This is a genomic window from Sulfitobacter mediterraneus, assembly GCF_016801775.1.
In the GTDB taxonomy this organism is placed as follows: Bacteria; Pseudomonadota; Alphaproteobacteria; order Rhodobacterales; family Rhodobacteraceae; genus Sulfitobacter; species Sulfitobacter mediterraneus_A.
Genome location: NZ_CP069004.1, coordinates 1,628,833 through 1,648,667, shown reverse-complemented (window position 1 = coordinate 1,648,667; position 19,835 = coordinate 1,628,833). Strand labels below are relative to the sequence as shown.

General features: G+C 59.7%; 20 protein-coding genes. 5 read left to right on the top strand and 15 right to left on the bottom strand.

The genetic code is table 11. The features are described 5' to 3' along the window. Nucleotides 1–90: 90 nt before the first annotated feature. The 5 genes from JNX03_RS08085 to JNX03_RS08065 form a co-directional block, all read right to left on the bottom strand. Nucleotides 91–1,728, bottom strand: coding sequence for an ABC transporter ATP-binding protein (locus tag JNX03_RS08085; RefSeq protein ID WP_203211868.1), 1,638 nt, complete (start codon nt 1,726–1,728; stop codon nt 91–93). Next, complete coding sequence (locus JNX03_RS08080; protein ID WP_203211867.1) at nt 1,725–2,540, bottom strand: ABC transporter permease; 816 nt, start codon at nt 2,538–2,540, stop codon at nt 1,725–1,727. The genes JNX03_RS08085 and JNX03_RS08080 overlap by 4 nt, the downstream gene beginning before the upstream one ends. After that, entirely contained in the window at nt 2,537–3,493 is a 957-nt protein-coding gene (locus JNX03_RS08075; RefSeq protein WP_025047785.1) for an ABC transporter permease, read from the bottom strand. The genes JNX03_RS08080 and JNX03_RS08075 overlap by 4 nt, the downstream gene beginning before the upstream one ends. Before the next feature lie 16 nt (nt 3,494–3,509). Beyond that, complete coding sequence (locus JNX03_RS08070; RefSeq protein ID WP_203211866.1) at nt 3,510–5,105, bottom strand: ABC transporter substrate-binding protein; 1,596 nt, start codon at nt 5,103–5,105, stop codon at nt 3,510–3,512. 123 nt (nt 5,106–5,228) lie between these two features. Continuing rightward, nucleotides 5,229–7,226: a CocE/NonD family hydrolase gene (locus JNX03_RS08065; RefSeq protein WP_203211865.1), complete on the bottom strand. Its 1,998-nt coding sequence runs from the start codon at nt 7,224–7,226 to the stop codon at nt 5,229–5,231. 148 nt (nt 7,227–7,374) lie between these two features. On the opposite strand from JNX03_RS08065, the gene JNX03_RS08060 reads away from it, so the two are divergent. Beyond that, a complete protein-coding gene (locus tag JNX03_RS08060; RefSeq protein WP_203211864.1) occupies nt 7,375–7,686 on the top strand; it encodes a cupin domain-containing protein in 312 nt (103 codons plus the stop codon). On the opposite strand, the gene dtd is transcribed toward JNX03_RS08060, so the two are convergent. The 8 genes from dtd to JNX03_RS08020 form a co-directional block, all read right to left on the bottom strand. Next, complete coding sequence (gene dtd, locus JNX03_RS08055) at nt 7,683–8,129, bottom strand: D-aminoacyl-tRNA deacylase (protein WP_203211863.1); 447 nt, start codon at nt 8,127–8,129, stop codon at nt 7,683–7,685. The two genes, JNX03_RS08060 and dtd, sit on opposite strands and share 4 nt — an antisense overlap. Nucleotide 8,130: 1 nt before the next feature. Then, complete coding sequence (locus JNX03_RS08050; protein WP_203211862.1) at nt 8,131–8,805, bottom strand: nitroreductase; 675 nt, start codon at nt 8,803–8,805, stop codon at nt 8,131–8,133. Next, the gene (locus JNX03_RS08045; RefSeq protein WP_203211861.1) at nt 8,802–9,914 is read right to left on the bottom strand and encodes a TFIIB-type zinc finger domain-containing protein; all 1,113 of its coding nucleotides are present in this window, start codon (nt 9,912–9,914) and stop codon (nt 8,802–8,804) included. Before JNX03_RS08045 ends, JNX03_RS08050 begins: the two co-directional genes overlap by 4 nt. 71 nt (nt 9,915–9,985) lie before the next feature. Continuing rightward, nucleotides 9,986–10,561: a cytochrome b/b6 domain-containing protein gene (locus JNX03_RS08040; RefSeq protein ID WP_231024285.1), complete on the bottom strand. Its 576-nt coding sequence runs from the start codon at nt 10,559–10,561 to the stop codon at nt 9,986–9,988. A gap of 43 nt (nt 10,562–10,604) precedes the next feature. Further along, nucleotides 10,605–11,726 carry an SPFH domain-containing protein gene (locus JNX03_RS08035; RefSeq protein WP_025047777.1) on the bottom strand — a complete coding sequence of 374 codons (1,122 nt, stop codon included), beginning with the start codon at nt 11,724–11,726 and terminating at the stop codon, nt 10,605–10,607. 35 nt (nt 11,727–11,761) lie between these two features. Continuing rightward, nucleotides 11,762–12,694: a DUF2927 domain-containing protein gene (locus JNX03_RS08030; RefSeq protein ID WP_203211859.1), complete on the bottom strand. Its 933-nt coding sequence runs from the start codon at nt 12,692–12,694 to the stop codon at nt 11,762–11,764. A 31-nt stretch (nt 12,695–12,725) separates the two neighbouring features. Beyond that, the gene (locus JNX03_RS08025) at nt 12,726–13,922 is read right to left on the bottom strand and encodes a toxic anion resistance protein (protein ID WP_203211858.1); all 1,197 of its coding nucleotides are present in this window, start codon (nt 13,920–13,922) and stop codon (nt 12,726–12,728) included. Nucleotides 13,923–13,958: 36 nt separating this feature from the next. Next, nucleotides 13,959–14,843 carry a 5-bromo-4-chloroindolyl phosphate hydrolysis family protein gene (locus JNX03_RS08020; RefSeq protein ID WP_203211857.1) on the bottom strand — a complete coding sequence of 295 codons (885 nt, stop codon included), beginning with the start codon at nt 14,841–14,843 and terminating at the stop codon, nt 13,959–13,961. A 558-nt stretch (nt 14,844–15,401) separates the two neighbouring features. Between JNX03_RS08020 and JNX03_RS08010 the strand changes: the two genes are divergently transcribed. After that, nucleotides 15,402–16,658, top strand: a complete 1,257-nt coding sequence (locus JNX03_RS08010; RefSeq protein WP_203211855.1) for an MFS transporter — start codon at nt 15,402–15,404, stop codon at nt 16,656–16,658. Between the two features lie 25 nt (nt 16,659–16,683). Here the strand turns inward: JNX03_RS08010 and JNX03_RS08005 are convergent, their stop codons facing one another. Next, the gene (locus JNX03_RS08005; RefSeq protein ID WP_203211854.1) at nt 16,684–17,529 is read right to left on the bottom strand and encodes a pseudouridine synthase; all 846 of its coding nucleotides are present in this window, start codon (nt 17,527–17,529) and stop codon (nt 16,684–16,686) included. 62 nt (nt 17,530–17,591) lie between these two features. On the opposite strand from JNX03_RS08005, the gene JNX03_RS08000 reads away from it, so the two are divergent. The 3 genes from JNX03_RS08000 to JNX03_RS07990 are packed head-to-tail and all read left to right on the top strand — an operon-like array spanning nt 17,592 to nt 19,104. Then, a complete protein-coding gene (locus tag JNX03_RS08000) occupies nt 17,592–18,047 on the top strand; it encodes a nucleoside deaminase (RefSeq protein ID WP_203211853.1) in 456 nt (151 codons plus the stop codon). Nucleotides 18,048–18,052: 5 nt separating this feature from the next. Next, a complete protein-coding gene (locus JNX03_RS07995) occupies nt 18,053–18,673 on the top strand; it encodes a DUF5671 domain-containing protein (protein WP_203211852.1) in 621 nt (206 codons plus the stop codon). After that, nucleotides 18,670–19,104, top strand: coding sequence for a hypothetical protein (locus JNX03_RS07990; RefSeq protein ID WP_203211851.1), 435 nt, complete (start codon nt 18,670–18,672; stop codon nt 19,102–19,104). Before JNX03_RS07995 ends, JNX03_RS07990 begins: the two co-directional genes overlap by 4 nt. 3 nt (nt 19,105–19,107) lie before the next feature. Here the strand turns inward: JNX03_RS07990 and JNX03_RS07985 are convergent, their stop codons facing one another. Next, the gene (locus JNX03_RS07985) at nt 19,108–19,803 is read right to left on the bottom strand and encodes a metal-dependent hydrolase (RefSeq protein WP_203211850.1); all 696 of its coding nucleotides are present in this window, start codon (nt 19,801–19,803) and stop codon (nt 19,108–19,110) included. Between the last annotated feature and the right edge of the window lie 32 nt (nt 19,804–19,835).

Below are 19,835 nucleotides of genomic sequence, written 5' to 3'. Positions count from 1 at the left end.
ATGGTCGGAGGTTTGCCTATTGCGGGTGCCGTCAAAGCAGCCACAAAACAAACAAAGCCGGGCAAACGCGCCCGGCTTGTCCTTTTGGTCTTAGTTCCCGGCGCTTTCCATCTTGCGATGGGCCAGAACGTCTTCGAGCCAGCCAAGCTTCATCTCCGGAACGGAGCTGAGCAGCAGGTCTGTATAGTCATCAAAAGGCGGGGCCAGCACTTGGGATTTTGGTCCATAGCGGACAACCTCGCCTTGGAACATCACCGCAATACTGTCGGCAATCGCTTTGACCGTGGCCAGATCATGGGTGATGAACAGGTAGGAGACATCCTCGATCTTTTGCAGTTTCAAAAGCAGTTTGAGGATGCCGTCCGCCACCAGCGGATCGAGGGCCGATGTGACCTCGTCGCAAATGATCAATTTGGGTTTGGCCGCCAGTGCCCGCGCGATGCAGACACGTTGTTTCTGACCGCCGGACAGCTCCGCCGGATAACGATCCTGAAAGCCTTCGCCCAGTTCGATCTCATCGAGAAGTTCCTGAATACGCGTCTGCTTTTCCTTGCCCTTGAGGCCAAAGTAGAACTCAAGCGGGCGGCCGATGATCGTGCCAACGGTCTGGCGCGGGTTCATCGCGGTGTCCGCCATCTGGTAGATCATCTGCAACTCGCGCAGATCCTCAAGCGGACGGGTGGCCAGATCGGGAGTGAGCGTGTGATCGTCAAAGACGATCTGCCCGTCCGAAGCAGGCAAAAGCCCGGTGATCACCCGCGCAAGGGTCGATTTGCCAGATCCGCTTTCCCCGACCACGGCCAGTGTTTGACCGGGGTGCAGCTCCACGTTGATGCCCTTGAGCACGTCAAAGTTGGTGCCTTTGTAGCGGGCCGTGACATTCTCAACCCGCAACAGCGGCGTGTCGGTGGGAACTTTTTCTTCGTGGTTGATCGACCGGACAGAAACCAGCGCCTTGGTGTATTCCTCACGCGGTGCGTTGATGATCTGGTCGGTGGTGCCGTATTCCACCATCTCGCCCTGTTGCAGCACCATGATGTGATCACTGACCTGCGCCACAACGGCGAGATCATGCGTGATATAAAGGGCTGCCACACCAGTGTCGCGGATGGCGTCCTTGATCGCGGCCAACACGTCGATTTGGGTGGTCACATCCAGCGCGGTGGTGGGTTCGTCAAAGACCACCATGTCCGGCTCGGGACACAGCGCCAACGCCGTCATGCAGCGTTGCAACTGTCCCCCCGAGACCTGATGCGGATACCGGTTCCCGATGGTTTCCGGGTCCGGCAGGCCAAGCTTGGCAAACAATTCCACGGCCCGTTCTTCGGCGTCTTTGCGCGAGAATTTACCTTGAAAGATTGCCGCCTCGGTCACCTGTTCCATGATCTTCTTGGCGGGGTTGAAGGACGCCGCCGCCGATTGAGACACGTAAGTCACCTCGGCGCCCCGCAACCGGCGCACATCGCGCAGACCCGATTGCAGGATGTCGCGGCCATTGACCCAGACCTCGCCGCCAGTCAGCTCAACACCGCCCCGCCCATAGGCCATGGAGGCCAGACCGATGGTGGATTTGCCCGCGCCGGATTCGCCGATCAGGCCCAGCACCTTGCCCGCCTCAAGATCGAAATCGACGCCATGGACAATTTCGATATCCCGTGGCCGTTCGCCGGGTGGATAGATCGTCGCGCCAATTTTGAGGCCGCGTACCTTTAGCAGTGGTTTGGTCATCCCCGGCCCCCTTTCAGCGATGTGGTGCGGTTCAGGATCCAGTCCGCAACAAGGTTGATCGAGATACATAGGATGGCGATGGCATAGGCCGGATAAAGTGCTGCCTGAATGCCGTAGTTGATGCCTTCCTTGTTCTCTTTCACGATCCCGCCCCAATCGGCCAGCGGTGGCTGTACACCAAGACCAAGGAAGGACAGCGTGGAGATGAAGAGCACCGCGAAGATGAAGCGCAGACCCATCTCGGCCACGAGGGGGGAGAGCGCATTCGGCAGGGTTTCGCGGAAGATGATCCAGCCGATTTTTTCGCCCCGCAGGCGGGCCGCTTCGACGTAATCCATGACCGTGATGTCAACCGCGACAGCACGGGCAAGTCGGAACACGCGTGTGCTGTCCAAAAGGCCCATCAGCAGGATCAGGATGAATGTGGTTGTTGGCATCACCGACAAGACCACAAGCGCAAAGATCAGCGATGGGATCGACATGATCAGATCGACAAAGCGGCTGATGGTCTGGTCAACCCAACCGCCCGATACCGCGGCAAAGAAGCCCAGGACAGAGCCAAGTGTAAAGCTCAGGATCGTTGCCATAGTCGCGATAAAGATCGTTGTGCGTCCGCCGTAGATCAGACGCGTCAGCAGGTCGCGGCCAATGCTGTCGGTGCCCAGCAGAAATTCGGACGAAGAGGGTTCCCAGACATCGCCGACGACTTCGGCCATGCCATAGGGCGCGATAAAGGGCGCAAAGAGTGCCATCAGGAAAAAGAGGCCAGTGAAGAACAGGCCGATGAGGGCGGAAAGAGGTATGTTCTTCATTTTGGATGCCTCAACCTTGGGTTCGCGAGGATTGAGACGATGTCGGCAATCAGGTTCAACCCGATGTAAACGGCGGCAAAGATCAGGCCACAGGCCTGCACCACAGGCACATCGCGTTTGGCAACGTGATCCACCAGATATTGCCCCATGCCGGGATAGGCAAAGACCACTTCGACCACGACCACACCAACCACCAGATAGGCAAGGTTGATCATCACAACGTTGACGATGGGGGCGATGGCGTTGGGAAAGGCGTGTTTGGCAATGATGCGCAGCATGCCCATACCTTTGAGTTCTGCCGTTTCGATATAGGCCGATTGCATCACATTCAGGATCGCGGCACGGGTCATCCGCATCATATGGGCCAGCACCACAAGGGTCAGAACCATAACGGGGATCGCAATGGCGTTGAGTTTCGCGCCAAGCGACATGCTGTCGTTGATGATCGCAACGGAGGAGAACCAGCCAAGGCGGATGGAAATCCAGTAAATAAGTACATAGCCGATCATAAATTCGGGGATCGAAATGGTGGTCAGTGTGACCGCCGAGATCACCTTGTCGGGGATCCGGTCTTTGTAACGTACGGCCAGAAGGCCCAGAAAAATAGCGAGTGGAACCGAGATCGCAGCGGCCCAGAAAGCGAGGAACAACGTGTTCTTGAGACGTCCGCCAAGGCTTTCGGCAATATCGCGGCCATTGGTCAGCGCGGTGCCCAGATCGCCTTGCAGGATACCGCCAAGCCACTGGAAATAACGCGATACTGGGGGTTCGTCCAAGCCAAGGCTTTCCCGAAGGTTGGCAAGGTTTTCTGGGGTCGCAGACTGGCCAAGGATTTGCTGGGCCACGTCGCCGGGCAGCATCATGGTGCCGCCAAAAATCAAAATGGACGCTGCAAACAGCAGCATAATGCCCAGCGCAACGCGCTGGACAATGAGTTTTAAAATCGGGTGCATTTGCTAATGGCCCGGATCACGCGTCTTTCAGCCAGCAGGCAATGTGAGACTTGTTGTTCATCACAGGGCCGTTTGGATCATTCACGTAACCGCCGACGTTGTTGGACACGCCCGCAACGAAGTCGTTGAACATTGGCAGGATCAAGCCGCCTTCATCGCGCAGCATGCGGCCCATCTGGGAATAGATGTCCTTGCGCTTGGCTTGGTCCAGTTCGGCCTTGGCGGCGTTGAGCAGGGCGTCAAAGTCATCCCGCTTCCAACGGGTGTCGTTCCAGTCCGCGGTGGACAGATACGCCGTGGCATACATCTGATCCTGCACCGGACGGCCGCCCCAGTAGGAGGCACAGAAGGGCTGTACGTTCCACACTTCGGACCAGTAACCATCGTTCGGCTCACGCTTGATCTCCAGCGGGATACCCGCCTTGGCCGCGCTCTGCTGGAACAGGGCTGCGGCGTCAACCGCACCGGGGAAGGCACCGTCTGCAACACGCAGGATGATCGGGCTGCCATCGTGGCCGGACTTTTTATAGTGCTCGGCGGCCTTTTCGATGGAATGCTCGCGCTGCGGAATGGTTTCGTCAAACAGCGGATAGGAGGCGTTGATCGGCATGTCGTTACCGATAGAGCCATAGCCACGCAGGATCTTGTCCACCATCTCCTGACGGTCGATCGCATACTTCAGCGCCAGGCGCAGTTCGTTGTTGTCAAACGGCGCGGTGTCGATGTGCATGATAAACACATAGTGGCCACGGCCAGAGGCGGATTGAACGCTCAGGTTCGGGGCGCGGTCCAACAGCGCGGCAACCTTGGGGTCAACGCGGTTGATGATATGGACCTGACCGGATTGCAGCGCCGCGGTACGGGCGGTTGCATCGTTCAGAACCAGCTGTTCGATCTCATCGGCCCAGCCACGGTTCTCGCTGTCCCAGTAATCGTCACGGCGCTTGAACGCATGGCGCACGCCGGGTTCGTCGATCTCGATGGTGTAGGGGCCCGTGCCGATGCCCGCGCCGGGGTTGTCCATGCCGCCGCCGGGCTGGATCATCAGGTGATAGTCCGCCATCAGGAACGGCAGGTCAGCGTTAGGTGTGTCCAGCTCAACAATAAAGTTGTCGCCGTCGACCTTCATGTTCGCGATGCCCTTCATGATGCCCAAAGCACCCGATTGGCTGTCTTCGTTGCTGTGACGCTCCATGGTTTTCATGACGTCGTCTGGTGTCATGTCTTTGCCGTTGGAAAATGGGATACCCTTGCGGATCTTGAAGGACCATGTCTTGGCGTCTGCAGAGGCTTCGACGCTTTCGGCCATGCGGAAGTCCAGCTCGCCGCTTGGGTCAACTTCGACCAATGTCTCGCCCCAGGCTCGCAGGTTGTTCAAAGGCACTTCTGATGCGGTCAGAGCCGGATCTTGGGTGTTCGTGCTTTCGCCGCCGGACGAGCCGATGCGCATCATGCCGCCACGCTTGGGCGTGTCCGCTTTGGCAGAGCTGGCCAGCATGGTGTTTGCAACGGCTGCCGTCACACCCAATGCAGCGGCGCGGCCGACAAACTCACGACGGGTCATCAGGCCCTTGGCTACTTTCTCCGTCAGGTAATTCAGTTGATCATTCATTTAGGTTCTCCCGGTTGTATCGTGGTTCGCCGCGTTGCTCGCGGTTTTATTGACTGTGGAGTCAAGTTTGCGCATTTCGTCTGTTGCTGCAAGGGTTAATAACGGGTGTTCATGTCGTTGTGACTACAGATTGTCGCGATCAATGCTGTCTTCGACATCTCTGCAATAAATCAGGTCATTCCCTTCAAAGGCTTCGATTCGGGCGGTCAGGTGAAATTTCGTGGCGTCTGACCACATTTCGCAGCGGGTTTCGGTGCGCATCCGGATGTCGTCTTTTTGCAATTCGTCGGTCCAATGACAGATGCCCCGCGCCGAGGTTGGATCGTCGGGATGAATGCTCCAGTTTTCGCGGGCGATGGAACTGGTGATCAGCCCGTGATCGGCATCGCGCACAGCGCCAAAATCATCCTCGATGATCAGGCTGACGCGGCCTGTGACCATATCGGTTTCCTGCCGGCGGATGTGGTTTTCATCACGCAGGGTTTCGGTCTGCCACGGATCGGCGGCGGTGGGCGGAGCAAAGACATATTCATCGCCGCCAGCCGTCGGGCGTTGGGGAAGGGCGATCGTGCCCCTGGTCAGCCGCAGTTCGGTTTTTTCTGGCGAGGGCCAGATCAGCGGCCAATAGGCGTCCGAGACCGAGACCCGAAGGCGATGCCCTTTGGGCACGCGATAGGCGATGTGATCAAGAGCAAAAGAAACCCCCTCAGGTACACCCGGCTGCATCGGCTGCGGCTCCGCTGCGCTGTTGCGATGGCTGAGGTTCAGTACGCCATAGGTGATCCGCGTTGATGCACCATCGGGGTGAATGTGGTTCAGGCGCACGGCGATCTGGGCTTGCGGCTGGTCGGAGACCACGGTCAATGACAGACGCGGCGCCCCGACGATATCCATGTCTCGGGTCAGGGGACCACTGTCAAAGCACCGCGACAGCGCATCATCATGGCGCTGGTCGCCGGGCATTTCCGGCCCCAGCCATATCGCGCAGTATTCCCCCGCATTCGCACCGCAATGCGCGGGAGAGGACACCAGCGCATCCAGTGGGCCCGCCGTTTCGGTCAATCCATCATTGGTCAGGTGCAGCTGTTCGGTTTCAAGGTGGCTGGTTGCGCCCCTGTCCTCTGCCACCCAGCGGCCGGGGCGTTCTGTGTACCAGGCCGCGGGGCGCACACCGTCCATCAAATAGGCGCGATAGTCAGGATCATCCTCAACGCCGGTTTCCTCCCCCTTGAGCCAATGATCCCACCAGCGCAGCGCCTCTTGCAGAAAGCCGATGCGCGGTTCCGGCACGGCGAAATGCGGATATTTGTGCACCCAAGAGCCGACAATGCCTTTGGCCCCCGGCAATGCCTCAACCAGTTGAGGCACGGCGTTCTTGTAGGCGTCCCCCCAGCCACCGATGGCCAGCACCTTGGCCTTGATTGCGCTAAAATCCTCGCAAACCGATCCGTGCTGCCAATAGGCATCGCGGCGCTGGTGGCGCAGCCATGCGGCGGGCAGAAACGGCTCATGCTCCAACCGCTCCAGCCACATCTCGCGCCAATCCTCGGGGCGCAGGGCAGGGTCCGGCGCACGGGAGGAATAAGACCACATCGTCGCGCCCCAGCCGAGGTTTTCATTCAGCAGGCAACCGCCCTTGTAATGAATGTCATCGGCAAAACGGTCCACAGTGGAACACAGGGTGATCACTGCCTTGAGCGGGGCCGGATCCATCGCGGCAACCTGCAACCCGTTGAACCCGCCCCAGCTGATCCCCATCATGCCGACACTGCCGTTGCACCACGGCTGCGCGGCGGCCCAGTTGATCACCTCAACAGCGTCGTCGAGTTCCTGTGCGGTGTATTCATCCTCCATCAGTCCTTCGCTGTCACCATTGCCGCGGATATCAACGCGCAGACAGGCATAGCCGCGCATCGCAAACCACGGATGGGTCAACGCATCCCGCGCGCAGGTGCCGTCGCGCTTGCGGTAAGGCAGATATTCAAGGATCACCGGCACCGGATCATCGCCCGCGTCTTTGGGCATCCAAACCCGCGCCGACAGGCGGCATCCATCAGAAAGAGTGATACCCATGTCGGGCTCTTCGGTGATCTCGCGCAATGCGTTGGGGGTGCTTGTCATGTCGCGACCGTCCGAGGGATCGTTGATTCTGTCAAGCAGATGGAAAAGCGGGGTGAGAAAACTGGACCTAATCGACAGTATACTTTGGACCTATAGATTGCCCGGAAAACCGGACAGCCTTTCATCATGTCCCTACGGGAGAAACCGAATGTGTTCTGATGCTGGCACCGCTGTGCCCAAAGTCATGATCGAAAACGAGCGGGTCAAAGTCACCGAATGGCGGTTTGCCAAGCGCGGGGACAACACCGGCTGGCACCGCCATGCTTATGATTACGTGGTTGTCCCGCTGTTTGACGGCGTTCTTGAAATTGATCTTGGCGGTGGAGAACGTGTGACCGCAGAGATGAAAAACGGCGTGCCCTATTATCGCGAGCTGGGCGGTGAGCACGATGTGATCAACGGCAACGATTTTGAATGCGCTTTTGTCGAGATTGAATTGTTGGAGCCGAAACCGGGCTAGGGCCGCTCGGTGTCCAGACAGATGGTTACCGGCCCGTCATTGACCAATGCCACAGACATATCCGCGCCAAACTCGCCAGTCTCCACCGGAATGCCGAGGCCGCGCAGTTGATCGGCGAAATGCAGGTAAAGCGCCTTGGCCGCGTCAGGTTTGGCCGCATAGGAAAATCCCGGCCGCGTGCCCCGCGAGGTGTCGGCGGCCAATGTGAACTGGCTGACCACCAAGGCCGCGCCGCCGGTTTGGGCCAGGGACAGGTTCATCTTGCCCGCGTCATCCTTGAACAGCCGCAGCTTGGAAATCTTGAGCGCCAGCGCCTCGGCAGTTTTTTCATCGTCCTCGGGCATGGCGCAGACAAGGATCATCAGACCCTTCTCAATCTGCCCGATCACTGCGCCATCTACCGTGACGGAGGCTTGCGTTACACGTTGAAGAACTGCGCGCATCTCACTCTTTCCACTGGATAATATCTGATGGTTCCGCCCGTTCAGTGCGAAACTTGTTCGCCGGATGATCCGTATCGGCATACCCAAAAGAGATCGCGCAAAGCACCAGACGATCATCGCCCAGCCCAAAATGTTCGCGCACCTGCGGGGCATAGGCTGCAATCGCCGCTTGCGGCACAGTGGCCACGCCAAGCGCGGTGGCGGCGAGGGTAAAGGCGGTGACAAATCCACCGCTGTCCATCGCACCGTAGGGGCCAAGCTCTGCCGGGGAATGCACAATCGCCACATGCGGCGCGTCAAACAGCGCGTAGTTGCGCAGCATTTGTTCCTGACGGCTTTTGCGGTCAGATTTGTCGATTCCCACCGCATCGTAAAGCTGGAAACCGCAGGTGCGCCGCCGTTCGGCATAGGCGCCGGAATACCCTTTGGGCCATGGCAGATCAGGCTGCGGCACGCCGCCCGCACTGGCGGTCTCCAGCATCAACTGGCGAAACGCCTCGGTGCCGGCGCCTTTGGTCACGCTGACCTGCCAGGGCTGGGCGTTGCACCAGCTGGGCACATGGCGGGCGGTTTTTACGATCTGGGTGATGGTGCTATCGGCCACCGGATCGGGGCGAAAGGCCCGGCATGAATGCCGTGCCTTGAGGATATCGGTCAGGGTATCGATCTGGGTCATTGATTTTGCGCCACAAAATAGCCGATGACCCCGGCGGCCAACAGGCCAAGGATCACCGCGATGGTGATTTTGATGGCCGAATAGGGGCGTTCGCCCTGCACCCGGCCAGAGGTTCCGTTCACGACAAAACGGTAGGTCTTGCCGCGATATTTGTACGCAGCCAACCAGACTGGCAGAAGGATATGTTTGAAGGTCAGGTCAGAAAGGGCGGTGTCCACATCATGGACCCGCTGCCGGTCGCCGCCGATGTCAAACCGCACGTCCCGTTCGATCACACGGTCCATATGCGCACGCGCCTCGACAAATCCATCCTCAAGCGAAACCGCATAGGCCTCGGCCCGAAATCCGGCAAGGTACTCGGGGGCATAGGGCGCAAGCCCGGACAGGTCCCAAGGCTCCAGCGCGTCGGTGTATTTCTTGGGCAGGGATTTGGACGCCAGCACCAGCACATCATCGAAGAACCGCGCAACCCGGCCAGATGCGGGGGACCAGCGCACCTTTTGAACCCGTTCCTGCACCCTCTTGCCATCCCGCGTGACGGTGCGGGTCACATAATAGACCGTGCCGCGCTCCCCCCGGTAGGAGGACCGCGTTTGCGCATCATAGGTCCAATAGGGCACGTAGATGCCTTGCATTTTCCGCCCCTTGCGGGCGTATTCCTTGAGGCCGTTGGGTGCAAACCACAAGCCGCCAAGCCATTTGGTCATTGCATCGCGGGCGGTCTCTTCGGCCAAGGCAAAGGGCAGCACGGCGCGGGGTTTGATATGGCGGTGGGTGCCGGTATCGACCACCACCGGGGTGGCGCAGAAAGGGCATTCAGCGGCGTGTTTTCCTGCCTCAAACTCCACCTGCGCCGCGCAGTTGGGGCAGGTGGTGACGCGGGTCTCTTCCATCTCGGCGCTGGGCAGATCGGCGGCCAGTCCGGAACGCAGATCCAGTTCTGCGATGGCGTGGCTGCGCGGGGCGGTGCCTGCAATGGCTTCGGTGTTGCCGCAATGATCACAGACCAATTGTGCCGCGCCGGGATCAAACCGCAGGTCCGATCCACAGGTGTCGCAGGGAAATCGATGTTCAGCCACGGGGGCGGGGGGCATGTGAGGATCAGTCATCGGGGCCTCGTTCGTCTTGCCACAGACATAGCGGCCTTGACCGCCGGGTGCCAGTGCCGCCGCCTGCGGGCCTACAAAAAAGGATGCAATCGTTTGGGCGCCATGATGCGCAGAGCGTTGTCGCGCAGGCGCAGGTGCCGCCAGATATGAAACGCGGCGTGGCAAATGGCGATCAGGGCCAATAGGTAAAATTCATAGATGTGGATCTGGCCGATAATCTCATTGGCGCGGCGCAGGCCCAGAGGCGGGGCGATGGGCAGGAACCCTCCGGCCTTGAGCAGGGTAAAGGAAGTCAGCCCAAGGAAAAAACCGCTGAGTGCGACACCGAACAAACCCCAGATCAAGGCCTTGTGCATCCATTGATGCGCCCGCCGCGCCCAGGGCGGCAATTTCGGCCCCGGACGGCTGGCCAACCCGCGCCGCATATAGTCGGCGGTCCAAAGCAGGCAAAGCGTGACAAAAATCAGCGCCAGCATCGAATGGGCCTGAAATGCCTTTGGCCCAAACGGCAGGACATCATCCGGCGTGACCAGAAGGAACCAGATCAGCATGGGCACCATGGCCCAATGCATCGCCTTGAGCCAGGTGCGCCGCTGCGGCAGCCATTTGGGCAGTTGAAACGAGGGGCGAAACAAACGGGTCATCATGGCACAGCCACGGACAACACCGCGCAAAAGTTTCGCGCCTTCGTCACGCGCCCGGCGGGGGCGGTGGCAATACGGTAAAAAGCTGGGCCAGTTCGGCCACGTCTTCGGCCCGTTGCCATCCATCCTGACCGGGGGTCCAAACGTAGGTTTCACGCGAAAGACTGCCGTCGGCGGCCTTGCGCCCCATCGCGGCTTTGGAAAATGGTCCCGTGGTCTCACCGTCCACCGCGATGTGCCAGACATGTTCGACAGGTGGCGGCGGGGGCGGGATATGGGCGGTGGCGGGGGCCGCAGCCACCTGTGGGCGTGCGCCCCATGGCCCGGCCTGCGCAGCGGCCTGGCCGATCTGCATACCCAGACCTGCACCCAGACCCGCTTGAATGGCTGCCGCACCCCCACCATCACGGCCCAATGCCTCAGCGGCCTGAAACTGCATGTATTCGTTCAGATTGCCGATCACCCCCATGGAGGATCGTTTGTCCAGCACATCCTCAACCGCGGGCGGCAGGGAGATGTTTTCGATATACAGCTCCGGCATGGCCAGCCCGTATTCCGCCAGTTGCGCCGCGATCTCGGTGCCGACCAGCTTGCTCAGCTCGCGGGTATTCGCGGCCATGTCCAGAACCGGGATCTGGGCGCGGGCGATGGTGCGGGAAAATTCCTGCACGATAATATTGCGGATCTGATAGCTGATCTCGTCCATCGTAAACTCGCCATCGGTGCCGACGATCTCGGTCAGGAACCGCGCCGGATCGCTGACCCTTACGGAATAGGTGCCATAGGCGCGCAGGCGCACAGGGCCAAATTCGGGATCGCGCACGATGATCGGGTTCTTGGTGCCCCATTTGAGATCGTTGAACCGGGTGGTGTTGACGTAATAAATCTCGGATTTGAACGGGCTTTTGAAACCGTGATCCCAGTGCTGCAGCGTGGTCATCACCGGCATGTTGTTGGTTTCAAGCATGTACAGGCCGGGGGTAAAGACATCCGCCAATTGCCCTTCATGCACAAAAACCGCCGCTTGCCCCTCGCGCACGGTCAGCTTGGCCCCGTATTTGATCTCATGGCCTTCACGCTCAAACCGCCAAACCATGGTGTCGCGGCTGTCATCCACCCAATGAATGACATCAATGAATTCGCCGGAAAGGAAATCGAAAATACCCATGAGGTTGGTCCTTTATTGGTCAGAAATGGGAAGGCTCACAACGGCCCGCCGGTCAGTTCGCGTGCGATGATACGGGTGATCGGCGCCGCTTCGGCGGCGCTCATGCCGGGGCGCAGGCGCGGATCGTATAGCATCTTGAGCAGCAGTTCGTCATGGCCCGTGAGCAGCGCAAATTCGTCGTCGTCGTTAAAGATCGAAGGCCGCGCGGCCGGGCTGTCATTGGCAAGGCCAAGACCTTGGGCCAGCTCTTCGTGGATGCAGCTGAGGCGCAGCAGATCGGGGTTTTCGGCCCGAATGATCGCGACAGCGGCGGTATAGGTGTTGGCATCCGGCCCGGCGGCATAGGCGGCCACGGCGCAATAGGTGTCACGGCGCATGTTGCGCAACGCCCGCAGACTGTTTGCGGTGATTCCGCGCACCCGCGTTGCGGCCTCCACCAACGCCTCGGCGCGGTCGTCCTCAGAGGCGATGATCACCAGGAAATTCGGCGTTCCGGAGGTGGAAATCGGATGGCCGGTGATCCGCGCCAGCCTGTTTGCATAGCGGCGCACGTCATAGGCGTCGCCAGCGCGCTGCGATGGCGGCACCCCGGCGCCAAAGATGACGTCCATCCGGACCGGCATATCCCAGCGGCGCAGGGGGCTTTGGCCGCCCCGGCCGGAGAAGTTGCCGTCGTATTCGTTGAAAAAGGCGATTTTTTCAAAGTTGCGGGCCAGCATATCGGCGGTAAAGGGGGTGTCAGCGCCGCCGCCGTCGCGGCGCAGCAACCCTTGGGTCAATTGTGCGGTCTGCACCTGATTGAGATAGCTGCGCAGCATCGCGCTTCTTTGAGAGGTGGGTTTGGCCACCACCGGCGCGGGCAGGGCGGCAGGCCGCGCCTGCGGTTTCAGCGAAGGCTCGACGGGCGCAATCAGATTGCACGCGGCAAGGGCGGCGGACAACATGCCCGCCCCCCCAATGCGCGTCATGCGCTGAAGAATGCCTGCCGTCATCAAGTACCTACCCCGGAACCGCGCCGCCAGCGGTATCGCCCAGGCCGGTCTTCTTGGCCTTGGCTGCGGCCAGCGTATCGCGCAGTTTCGCTTCCATCTCCTGCAATTCCTTTTCAGCGGCGGCGCGTTTGGCTTTGCCTTCGTCGGCAATTTGCAGGCTTTCTTCGATGGTGCCAATCAGATCGGCGTTGGCCTGTTTCACCGCTTCGATGTCAAACACACCGCGTTCCATCTCCTGGCGGATCATCTTGTTGCTTTCGCGCAGGTTTTTCGCGTTTGAGGTCAGTAGTTCATTGGTCAGGTCATTGGCCTCGCGTACCGCGCTGGCCGCTTCGGCAGAGCGTTGGATGGTGACGGCCTGTGCCAGCTGCGTTTCCCACAGCGGCACGGTGTTGACCAGCGTAGAGTTGATCTTGGTCACCAGCGACTTGTCGTTTTCCTGCACCAGCCGGATGGAGGGCAGGGATTGCATGGTGACCTGACGGGTCAGCTTCAGATCATGCACCCGGCGTTCCAGATCATCCCGTGCGGCCCGCATGTCGCGCAATTCCTGTGCGACCATCACCTGATCGGCTTCGGCGGCTTTGCTGACTTCGGCCTCTTTGGCAGGGATTACGGTGGCGTCGAGATCGGCCAGCTTTGCCTCGCCTGCCGCGATATAGAGCGCCAGCTCATCGTAGAACTGCAGCGTTTTTTCATAAAGCATATCAAGCGATTTGATGTCTTTGAGCAGGGTATGCTCATGGCTCAGCAGATTATCGGTGATCCGGTCAATCTGGCCTTGGACCTTTTCGAATTGCGCGGTGAACTTGGCAAAGGGCGCGGCCTTGCCCAACAGTTTTTCCCACCAGCTGCGCTTGCGGCGCACGTCGAGTTCCGAGACTGAGAAGCCACGAATTGTGCTGACAATATTGCGCAGGCTGTCACCTGCGGGGCCGACGTCCTTGTTGCGCACATCGGCCAGCATCGCCTGGCTGATTTCCTGCAACTCGGCCTGCGCGGCAGACCCGAAAGAAACGATGGATTGCGTGTCTTCCATATCGATCTCGGCCATGCGACGCTTGATCTCGGCACTTTGGGTCTTGTTGGCCTTTTCCAGTGGCACAACTGCATTGGCTGCCGCTGGTTCGGGCAAGACAACAGCGGTCACTTCTTCCACCATGGCGAGAGATTGATTGGCTTTTTCACGAACAGTTTCAGACATATATCAAGTTTCCTTCATGCGTTTTGCAGGGCAAAGTCAGTCCAGCCGGACCCCTTCGCGGGACAACCGTTCGCGCAGCACGTCGATCTCTACGGTCAGATCGCTGCGATCTTCGAGCAGGGATTTGCGTGTGCGGGCGGCAAAGTTTCGGTCAAGATCATCAAGCAGCGCAAGGTAATCGGCGCGGGCCTGATCGTCCTGTGATCGGCTATAGATATCGGCGAATTTCGCCGTCGCATCGCGGGCACCGCGCAGATAAACCGACAGATATTTGCGCGCGGCTGTCAGGTCGCGCGGATCTTCTTCGACTGTGCGGATCAGTTCGCGTGCCGTGTCCTGAAAAACCTCCAGACGCTTGGCTGCGGCGCGGTCTCCGGCGCGGGCCATGGCATCGCTCATCCCGGCGAGCAGCTTCTCGGCCTCATCCACCACGCGGGCCACGCGGTCTTGCTGAAAGGTGTCGATGCCTTCCATGCCTTTGCTTTTCATCGGATCAAGGCCAAAGGCCGTCAGGTGCAGCGCGGCGGTGCAGCCGCCAAACAGCAGCGGCGCTAGGATGGCCAAGCTGCCGTCCTGATGGGCCAGAACCGCCAATGCCGCGCCAAGGCCAGCGGCGGCAGCGGCCAGTAATTTCCGGGGAATGGCTGGTTTGCGGGCCACCTTGCGGCTGTTGAACTCCGCCTCGGCGCGCAACCCCTCACGCAGCAGCCATGCGCCAAGGATCAGGCTGGCCGCCCCCGCCAGACCCAGCGCCAGACTGGTGGCGCCGTCATTCAATGAAGTAAAAACCAGCACAATCGCCGGGGCAAACAGTACGTTCGAGCGCCCACCTGCGGGGTCCACTTCAATACGTTTGCGCGGCGTGCTGTCCGGCGCGACCTGCCCATCGGGGCTGTATTTTCCGCCAAAGCGTTTGGCCATGGATCAAAGCCCCCCAAGCCAGCCGCTGGTGACGCCAAACAGCACCACGATCAACGCAACATATGCCATTCTTCGAACGGACCCTGACCCCATGTGCATATCCTTTATTCCCGCGTTGCCCCTTGACGGCCCAGAAGACCGAGGGGCCGTGGCCGCATTCCAGATTGATAGCATTATCGCGCCAATGGCAACGATCACCACAACAAACAATACGATCAGCAAGAGCCGTGCCACAATTTTCCCCCGTACTGCCAACATAGGCGCAACATGAACACCGTGCCAGACGATGCGCCCTTGCGCAAAGACCAGCGGCCGACAGGCATGCCAAGGCTAGCCGGGCGTCTGCCTGATTTATATCGATTATATAGGGGTTTACCCTCCGATTGTGAATGATCTGTGACGGGGAAAAACCATCCAAAACTCACCCATGGGATCAACCCTGCGCTGCACGCCAAACAGGTTTTGCGACATCGTGATCGCGCTTTGGTGTCGCAGGTCGAACAGAAAAACAGGGATTCTCAGTCAAGTTGGCAAAAAAACATGGGGTGAGTTTTTCTTATGTTCGAACGCCGTATTCCCGAATGGATCCGCCACGCGCCAGCCCCCTCTGTAAGAGGGTTTGCGATGCTGGCGGGGTGTGAAGCCGTTGCGAGAGGGATTTTGATCTCTGTCTATCCCGTGGCGATTTACAATGCGCTGAAAGATGCCGCGCTGATCAGCTCGATCTACTTTTGCATCGGCGTGGTGTCGCTGCTTGTTGGGCTGCTGGTGCCCTTCCTGAACAGATTTGTGCCGCGGCGCTGGATGTATGGGGTGGGGGCGTTTGGCTTTGTTGTTTCGGCCGGGCTGGCGATGACAGGCCAGCCCGAGATGATCGTGGCGTCCTTGGTGCTGAACTCGCTGGCGACCGTGACAACATTTGTCTGCTTCAACGCCTATGTGCTGGACTACATTGCACGGGTGGAACTTGGCAAATGCGAGACATTGCGCATGTTCTATTCGGCTTTGGGCTGGACCCTTGGCCCGGTGCTGGGCGTTGTGCTTTGGAGCTTTTGGCAGCCTGCGCCTTTCATCGTTTCCGCCATTGCCGCGGCTTTGATGCTCGCGGTGTTCCTCTATATGCGGCTTGGCAATGGCAAGCTGATCACGCGGGCGCGCAAGGCGCCGCCCAATCCGCTGTCGTTTCTGGGGCGCTTTTTTGAGCAGCCAAGGCTGATCGCGGGTTGGCTATTTGCGGTAATCCGGTCCTGTGGTTGGTGGGCCTATGTGGTGTACTTGCCTATTTTCGCTGTGGAAAATGGCCTGGGGGATCAGCTGGGCGGGATATTGTTGTCGCTGACCAATGCGGCGCTGTTCCTCTCGCCGGTCATGTTGCGCTGGATGCAGGCGGGGTCGATCCGCCGTTCTGTTCGCACCGGTTTCATGGCCTGTGGGTTGCTTTTCGCGCTGGGCGGCTTTGTCGCTGGTCTGCCGCTGGCCACGATTGCGCTGCTGTTTTGTGGGAGTTTCTTTTTGATCTTGCTGGATATTTGCGCGGGCCTGCCGTTCCTGATGGCGGTCAAGCCGTCCGAGCGGACCGAGATGTCGGCGATCTATTCCTCGTTCCGTGATGTGTCGGGCATTGCGACACCGGGAATTGCATGGCTGATCCTGCTGGCCGCGCCGATTTCTGGTATCTTTGTGGCTGCAGGGGCGGCCAGCTTTGTCGCTTGGGGCATCGCGGGGCGCCTGCATCCGCGACTGGGCGAAGCGCGTTTGAAACCTGCCGGGCCGTTGTTGCCCGCCGAAACGGGAGAGCCTGAGGCGGCGTGGTAATGCCCGGCGGCGCCGTCGCCCTAATTCAACGGCGCGGTTTGCCCGGTTTTCCGGCCATGCTGCTGCGGCGTTTTGAGAACCTCTGGACCGCCTTCGGTTTTTTCTGCGCGGTGCCGCTGGGATCTTCGATCTCAAGTCCCAATTGATCGCGCACGATCTTGCGGCGGACCTCTTCGACCTCGCCGGATTTCAGCTCGCCCAGCTGAAAAGGCCCATAGCTGATGCGGATCAGGCGGTTCACGCTGAGGTTCACGGCTTCCATCGCACGGCGGATCTCGCGGTTTTTGCCCTCGCGCAGACCCACGGTCAGCCAGGCATTTGCGCCCTGCTGCCGGTCCAGCGTCACAGTCATCGGCTGAAACCGTTCGCCCTCGATGGTGATGCCCTTGCGCAAGGGCTCCAACGCTTCGTCGCTGGGCCGCCCGTTGACCCGCACGCGGTAGCGGCGCAACCAGCCGGTGCTGGGCAATTCCAGCTTGCGTTTGATGCCCCCATCATTGGTCAACAGCAAAAGCCCTTCGGAATTGATATCAAGCCGCCCCACCGACATCACACGCGGCATGTCTTCGGGCATCTTGTCGTAAATCGTTTCGCGGCCCTTTTCGTCGCGATCACTGGTCACCAGCCCGGTGGGCTTGTGATACATCCACATGCGCGGCGGCTCGGGTTCTGACACGGGGTTGCCATCGACCATGATGGTGTCGCTTTCGGTCACGTTCAGTGCGGGGGACAGGATCTGTTCCCCGTTCACGCGTACACGGCCAGCCTCGATCATGCGCTCCGCCTCGCGGCGGGAGGCGACACCGGCACGGGCCAGAACTTTGGCGATCCGGTCGCCTTTCGGGGTCTCTTTAGGGGCATTGTCTGTCATGCCGCCCGCTTACCCTGTTTGTGCGGGTTGCGAAAGGGCGGCAATTGCGGGCATGAAAAGGGATGGTGTTTCGATCCCACATGCAGGCCGCCCTGGCCGAAGCGGCCGCCGCTGGTGCACGCGGCGAGGTGCCGGTGGGCGCAGTTGTCGTCGATCCAGGAGGGCAGGTTGTGGCGCAGGCAGGCAACCGCACCCGCGAATTGAACGATCCGACCGCCCATGCGGAGGTGCTGGCGATCCGTGCGGCCTGTGCGGCGGCAGGGTCGGAACGGCTGCCGGGCCATGCGCTTTACGTGACGCTTGAGCCATGCCCGATGTGCGCCGCCGCGATATCGGCGGCACGGGTGGCCCGGTTGTATTACGGTGCCTCCGATCCCAAATCGGGTGGGGTCGCGCAGGGGGCACGGGTGTTTTCCCATCCGCAATGTCATCATGTTCCGGAGGTGTTTGACGGCATTGATGGTGCGGCGGCGGAGACCATGTTGAAAGAGTTTTTTGAAGCAAAAAGAAAAGGTTAATTGGTATGGCTGTCAGTAAGGAGCTTTCCCGCTTTACCCGCGATGCACTGAGCGCGGGCAAAAGCCGCGATGAGATTGCAGCGGCCCTGACGGCCTCAGGCTGGAGCGCATCAGAGGTGTCAGATGCCTTGAGCGCATGGGCTGACACCCCCTTCGCGCCGCCGGTGCCAAGGCCGCAATCCACCGTGTCGGCACGGGATTTCTTTATCTACGCCCTGATGTTCGGGGTCTTGCTGTTTGGTGCCATCCATCTGGTGCTTTTGCTGAACCACCTGATCGATCTGGCCTTTGACGATGCGGGCTACCGCAGCAGCCATGGAATCCGCTGGGCAATTGCAGTTCTCGTGGTGACAGCGCCCACCTACCTTTGGCTGACCGCGCGGGAACGCAGCAAACTGGCGGCGGATCCGGCGCTGTATCGATCTGTGATCCGGCGCTGGATGACCTATCTGACCTTGCTGGGCGCGTCCGGCGTGTTGCTGGGTGATCTGGTGTCGGTGATCTACGCCTTCCTCAGCGGCGATTTCACTTTGCAGTTCTTGGCCAAAGCGCTGGTTGTCGGCGCAGTCTCCGGATTAATTTTTGTTTATTATCTCGGGGATATCCGCAAAGGGGACGCGGCGTGAACAGGCTTTTGTTTGTCGCCTCTGCGGCGCTTGTCTGCGGCGCAGTGATTGCCGCGCTGATGGTGGTTGGCGGTCCGGGATTCGCCAGGATGGAGAAGAATGATTCCAAGCGGGCACAGGATCTGCGCAGACTGGGGGAATATTACCGCTGCAACCTTCCCGTTGATTTGGCATTTGGAGACAGCGATCCGCAGATCAACCCCGAACGCTGCCATGGGCACCGGCGCAAGCCGGATGCCCGCGATCCGGCCACCGATGCAGAGTACAGGTTCACCCGATCCGGCCCGGACAGCTTTGAAGTTTGTGCAACCTTTGAGACGGACAGCCAGAACACCCAGCAATACCCCTATCAGATGATCACTTTTGAGGGGAAGAACGGGTGTTTGACCTATACCCGCAATGCTGCAGGTATGGATTGGGTGACAAATTAGAAGTTACAGGCTGATCGCCTGGAGCACCTTAGGCTCAATCACATTCACCCCCGGCAGGCCTTCTGCCAATACCTTGGCCGATTGTTCCAGCGCGTCAAAGGTGCGGTAATGGCAGGGGATCACGGTCTTGAAGTTGAAATAGCGCTTGGCGGCATAGGCGGCTTCGGCCATGCCCATGGTGTAGAACCCTCCTGCCGACAAGATACCGATATCCGGCTTATAGAAATCGCCGATCCAATCCATGTCCGCCATGATGCCTGTGTCACCTGAAATATAGACCGTATGCCCTTCGCCGCGCAGGATAAATCCTGTCTCGCGGCCCAGACCCAGAGGTTTGTCCGCGTCCATGGTTGAAGATGAATGCATCGCTGGAACCATCGCGGCGGTCACATTGTCGCCCAGCGGTATCGTGCCACTGATGTTATAGGCCGCGCCCTCAACCGCACCGCCCGCCGCAAGGTATTGCGCAAGCTCATACATGCCCGAAACCGGCGCGCCGGTGGCTTTGGAAATCTCCACAACATCGGTGATGTGGTCAAAGTGCCCATGGGTGACCAGAATATGCGTCGCGCCTTGAATGGCCGCATCGTGGCCGTCCTCGGGCATCATCGGATTGCCGTTCAGCCAAGGGTCAATCAACACCACCTGATCTTCGATCTCGATGCGAAATGAGCCATGTCCAAGCCAGATGATGTTCATATGTGTTCTCCCTATCTGCTGACGAAAGCATA